3 protein-coding genes are annotated in these 3,934 nt (G+C 73.4%); all 3 read left to right on the forward strand.

Going from position 1 to position 3,934, the window contains the following annotated elements:
• Positions 1-65: 65 nt before the first annotated feature.
• The 3 genes from FNQ90_RS15145 to FNQ90_RS15155 all read left to right on the forward strand — a co-directional run bounded on the left by FNQ90_RS15145 (position 66) and on the right by FNQ90_RS15155 (position 3,795).
• Positions 66-422 carry a YciI family protein gene (locus FNQ90_RS15145; RefSeq protein ID WP_182606868.1) on the forward strand — a complete coding sequence of 119 codons (357 nt, stop codon included), beginning with the start codon at positions 66-68 and terminating at the stop codon, positions 420-422.
• Positions 423-770: 348 nt separating this feature from the next.
• Positions 771-2,324, forward strand: a complete 1,554-nt coding sequence (locus FNQ90_RS15150) for a class I SAM-dependent methyltransferase (RefSeq protein ID WP_182606869.1) — start codon at positions 771-773, stop codon at positions 2,322-2,324.
• An 88-nt stretch (positions 2,325-2,412) separates the two neighbouring features.
• Positions 2,413-3,795: an FAD-binding oxidoreductase gene (locus FNQ90_RS15155; RefSeq protein WP_182606870.1), complete on the forward strand. Its 1,383-nt coding sequence runs from the start codon at positions 2,413-2,415 to the stop codon at positions 3,793-3,795.
• Positions 3,796-3,934 lie beyond the last annotated feature (139 nt).

Here is a 3,934-nt window from a genome sequence, read left to right on the forward strand (position 1 = left end):
CCGGACGGGTCGGGCCCCGTGTGCACACGGCACAACACCAGGCAGGACCCTGAGAGGAGAGCCCCATGGCTCAGTACGCGGTTTTCATCTACGAGGCCGAGATCCCGGGAGGGTGGGACAACGCCCCCGCGGAGCTGCTCGAGGCCCACGAGGCCTTCCCGGGCAGGGTTGAGGAGCTCGGCGGCAAGATCCTCAACGGTCTGGCCCTCCAGCCGGCCGACACGGCCAGGACGGTGCGCGGCGGCGAGGTCGCCGACCGTCCCTTCTCGGACAGCAAGCAGTCCATCGGCGGCGCCTTCGTCCTGGAGGCCAAGGACATCGACCACGCCCTGGAGATCGCCAAGGTCGTTCCGGTCCACGACGGCGGTGTCGAGATCCGTCCCCTCTTCGACGTCCCGCAGGAGGAGCCGGAGGCCGCCTGATCCGGTGACCGCCGGACGTCGTCTCCCGGGGCCCGGCCCCTTCCCGCCCCGGGGAGGGGCGGGAAGGCCGGAAGGGGCCGGAAGGGAAGTGGGAGCGATGCCCGCGGTCCCCGCTCGTCGCGGTCGCCGGGCCCCGGGAACCGCCGGGGCCCGTGCCCTGCCCGGCGCCGCAATTCGAAAGATGCGGCCCCCGGGCAGGGGCCGGGAAGCTGGTCCAGCCCCGTCGCCGGCCACGATCGGCACACGGTCGCCGACAGCGCGGGGATCGGGCGTGCGTGTCCGGGGCCGCTCACGGGGCCCCGGAGCCACCACCGGGGCCCCGCCCCCATTTCCTGAAAGGACCCGCACATGATCCCTGCGACGACTTCCCCGGCGGTCACCGAACGGCTCGCGGCCTTTCTCGGGGCTCCGGCCGACCGTCTGGAGGACGAGTTCGTCCGCCTGGCCGACACGGTGTGGGGCAAGGAGGGGACGGGGGACGCCGTGGAGCACACCCCCACCCTGGTGGCACTGCTGGACACGGTGGACGAACGACGCAGGGGTTACCTGGCCGTCCTGCTGGGCCTGCTCGCCGAGTCCGAGCACCCGGCCACCGACGGTCCCGTCACGGCCGCGGTGCGGGCCGGGCTCGACCGTTATCTGGAGTTGCTGCGCGCAAGCGGGGCGAACACCCCGCTGACCGTCGCGCTCGTGTACCTGCTCTCGCACTTCCCCGAGAGCCGCGAGCGCATCCTGTCCGTGGCCCGCCGCGAGGAGCTCGCCCTCGACCATCACGACCTCAGTCGTCTGGAGCGCGCCCTGCGCCGGCTGGATCCCGGGTCCCCCGACCTCGGCCGCTGCTGGCCCTCCCCCGCCGCCTGGCGGCTCAACGACGACGAGCGCGACTTCGATCGGACCTGGATCGAGGCGCTCACCGCCGAACAGCTCACCGTCAACTGGGACAACGACACCCGCACGGTGCTCGCCTACGCGGGTATGAGGGCGTACTGGGCGGTCCGGCACGGTGTTCCGGAGGAGACCGCCCACCCCATGGCCCCTGCGCCGGAGGCGACGACCGCCCCCGGGACGGACCCCGAGGCCTTCGCCCGGCACGGTGCCGTCCTGCGCTGCCCGGTGTGTCGAGGCGGTCTTTCCTTCGGCGGGGGAAGCGTGCGCTGCACGGCGTGCCCGGCGGTTCACCCCCTCGCGGGTGGTCTGCTCGACCTCTCGGCCGGTACCACCCATTCGGCCGCGGGCCCCGAGGACACCACCGCGGATCTGCTGCAGAAACTCGCGGCCATGCCGAGCATGGGCGTCTACTACGAGTCGGTGCTGCGTCCGGCGTTCCTGCGGATCGCCGGTATGAACTGGGGCAACGCGGTGTCGCAGGAGGACGAGGACGCCTATATCGTCCGGCACACCCGTCCGGTCGACGGCCCCTGCCTGGACCTCGCGGCCGGAGCGGGCCGGTGGACCGCCGTCCTCGCCGATGCCGTCGGTGACGAACGCCTGATCGCCCAGGACATGGCTCTGCCCATGCTGAACACCCTGCGCCGAAGGCTTCCGCGGGTCCCCGCCGTCGTGGCCAGCGCCCTGACCCTTCCCTACGACGACGCCGTGTTCGGCGCGGTGAACTGCTGGAACGCGCTGCAGGCATTCCCCGAGCAGGCGGATGTCGCCATCGCCGAGATCGGTCGTGTTCTCAAGCCCGGGGGCACCTTCACGCTGATGACGTTCCGTTGGGCCGACGACGCCGTGGACCGCTATTTCCAGGAATCCCACCACTTCCCGAGCCGACCCGCGGGGATGCTGCTCTTCGAGCGCGAGGAGATCGGAAAGTGGCTCGCGGACGCCGGGCTGACGGTCCGCGAGGAGTCGGGTCCCGGCTCCTTCGTCTTCATCACCGCGGTCAAGGAGGCGTAGCGCCGACGCGCCGCGCCGCCCCGCGTCCCCGCCGCCGGCGGGGACGCCCCGCAGGGAGATCGACCAGCGTGTTGGAGGACATTCGGCCATGACCACGACCCACGAGCACTCGGCACCCACCGCGCACGGGGACGCGGCCTACCGGGCCGCCACCCGGGTGTTCAACCTGGCCGCGCCCGTGACACCCGCGGACGCCGTCACCGCGCACACCGTCGAGGAGGTCCGCGCCGCGATCCATCGGGCCCGTGCCCGGGGGTTGGGTGTCCGGGTGCACGCCACCGGGCATGCCGCGGCCACCGCGCGGCCCATGGACGACGCCCTGCTGATCCGTACGGACCTGCGCGGGGATGTCGAGATCGACGTGCACCGCCGCATCGCCCGGGTGCCCGCGGGCACCCGGTGGGGCGCGGTCATCGAGGCCGCCGCCCGCCACGGACTGGCCGCCCCCCACGGGTCGTCGCCGACGGTCGGGGTCGTGGGCTACCTCCTCAACGGCGGCCTGAGCATGTACGCACGCCACACCGGGCTCGCCGCCAACAGCCTGCGGGCCGTCGAACTCGTCACCGCGGACGGCACGTCGTGCCGCACCGACGACCGGTCCCACCCGGAGCTCTTCTGGGCGCTGCGCGGCGGGGGTGGTGGTTTGGGTGTGGTCACCGCCGTGGAGGTGGCCCTCTTCCCGGTGGCCGCGGTGGTCACCGGCGCGGCCTTCTGGCCGGCGGGGGAAGCCCGTCGTCTGCTGCCGCTGTGGCGGGCCTGGGCCGAGCACGCCCCCGATGAGGCGACCACCTCGGTCCGGATCATGAACCTGCCCAAGGTGCCGGAGGTCCCGGCGGCCCTGAGCGCGGGCCCGGTCCTGTGTCTGGACGGCCTCGTCGTGGCGCCGGCCGAGGACGGCATCACCACGGCGCTGCGACGGGCGGACGAACTCCTCGCCCCGCTGCGGGCGGTCGCGGAGCCCATCATGGACACCTGGCACCGGGCCGGACCGACCGCCGTGGCGGAGACCCACATGGACCCGGCCGATCCGGTGCCCGTCCTGGGGGACCACATGCTCCTGGAGGATCCGGGCGACGAGGGCATCGCCGAGTTCCTGCGCGTCACCGCCGACCACCCCCGGCCGGCCCTGACCGTGGCCGAACTGCGCCAGCTCGGCGGTGCCCTCGGGCGCCCCGTCGCCGGGGCCGGCGCACTCGGTCACCTCGACGCCCGGTACGCCTACTCCGGGGCGGGCGTGCCCGGCTTCGCCGGCGGCCCGGAGGAGATCCGAGCGCACTGTGAGCGGGTGCGCCGGGCCCTGTCCCCCTGGGACACCGGCCGGACCGCGCCCACCTTCGTGGCGCGTGCGGACCAGCCCCGGGGTCATCTCGACACCGGGGCGATCCTGGCCGCCGATCGGATCCGTGCGTGCGTGGATCCGGACGGGCTCTTCCGCGGGGACATCGCGCCGGACTGTTCCGCCTCCCGGTGACGTACACGCCTCAGAAAGTGTTGGGTAACCGGGTGATCACTCGTCTTTGAGGTCGTCGGCGAGGCGACGGGCCGCTTCGGTCTCGATGGGACCGCGGGGTTCGATCTCCTCGCCGGCGAGACGGGCGGCCATCAGCCGG

It is taken from the genome of Streptomyces alkaliphilus, assembly GCF_014141535.1.
GTDB lineage: Bacteria > Actinomycetota > Actinomycetes > Streptomycetales > Streptomycetaceae > Streptomyces > Streptomyces alkaliphilus.

Coding starts and splice junctions, on each gene's coding strand:
- FNQ90_RS15150 (WP_182606869.1), top strand. CDS start 771: ATGATCCCTGCGACGACTTCCCCGGCGGTCACCGAACGGCTCGCGGCC.
- FNQ90_RS15155 (WP_182606870.1), top strand. CDS start 2,413: ATGACCACGACCCACGAGCACTCGGCACCCACCGCGCACGGGGACGCG.
- FNQ90_RS15145 (WP_182606868.1), top strand. CDS start 66: ATGGCTCAGTACGCGGTTTTCATCTACGAGGCCGAGATCCCGGGAGGG.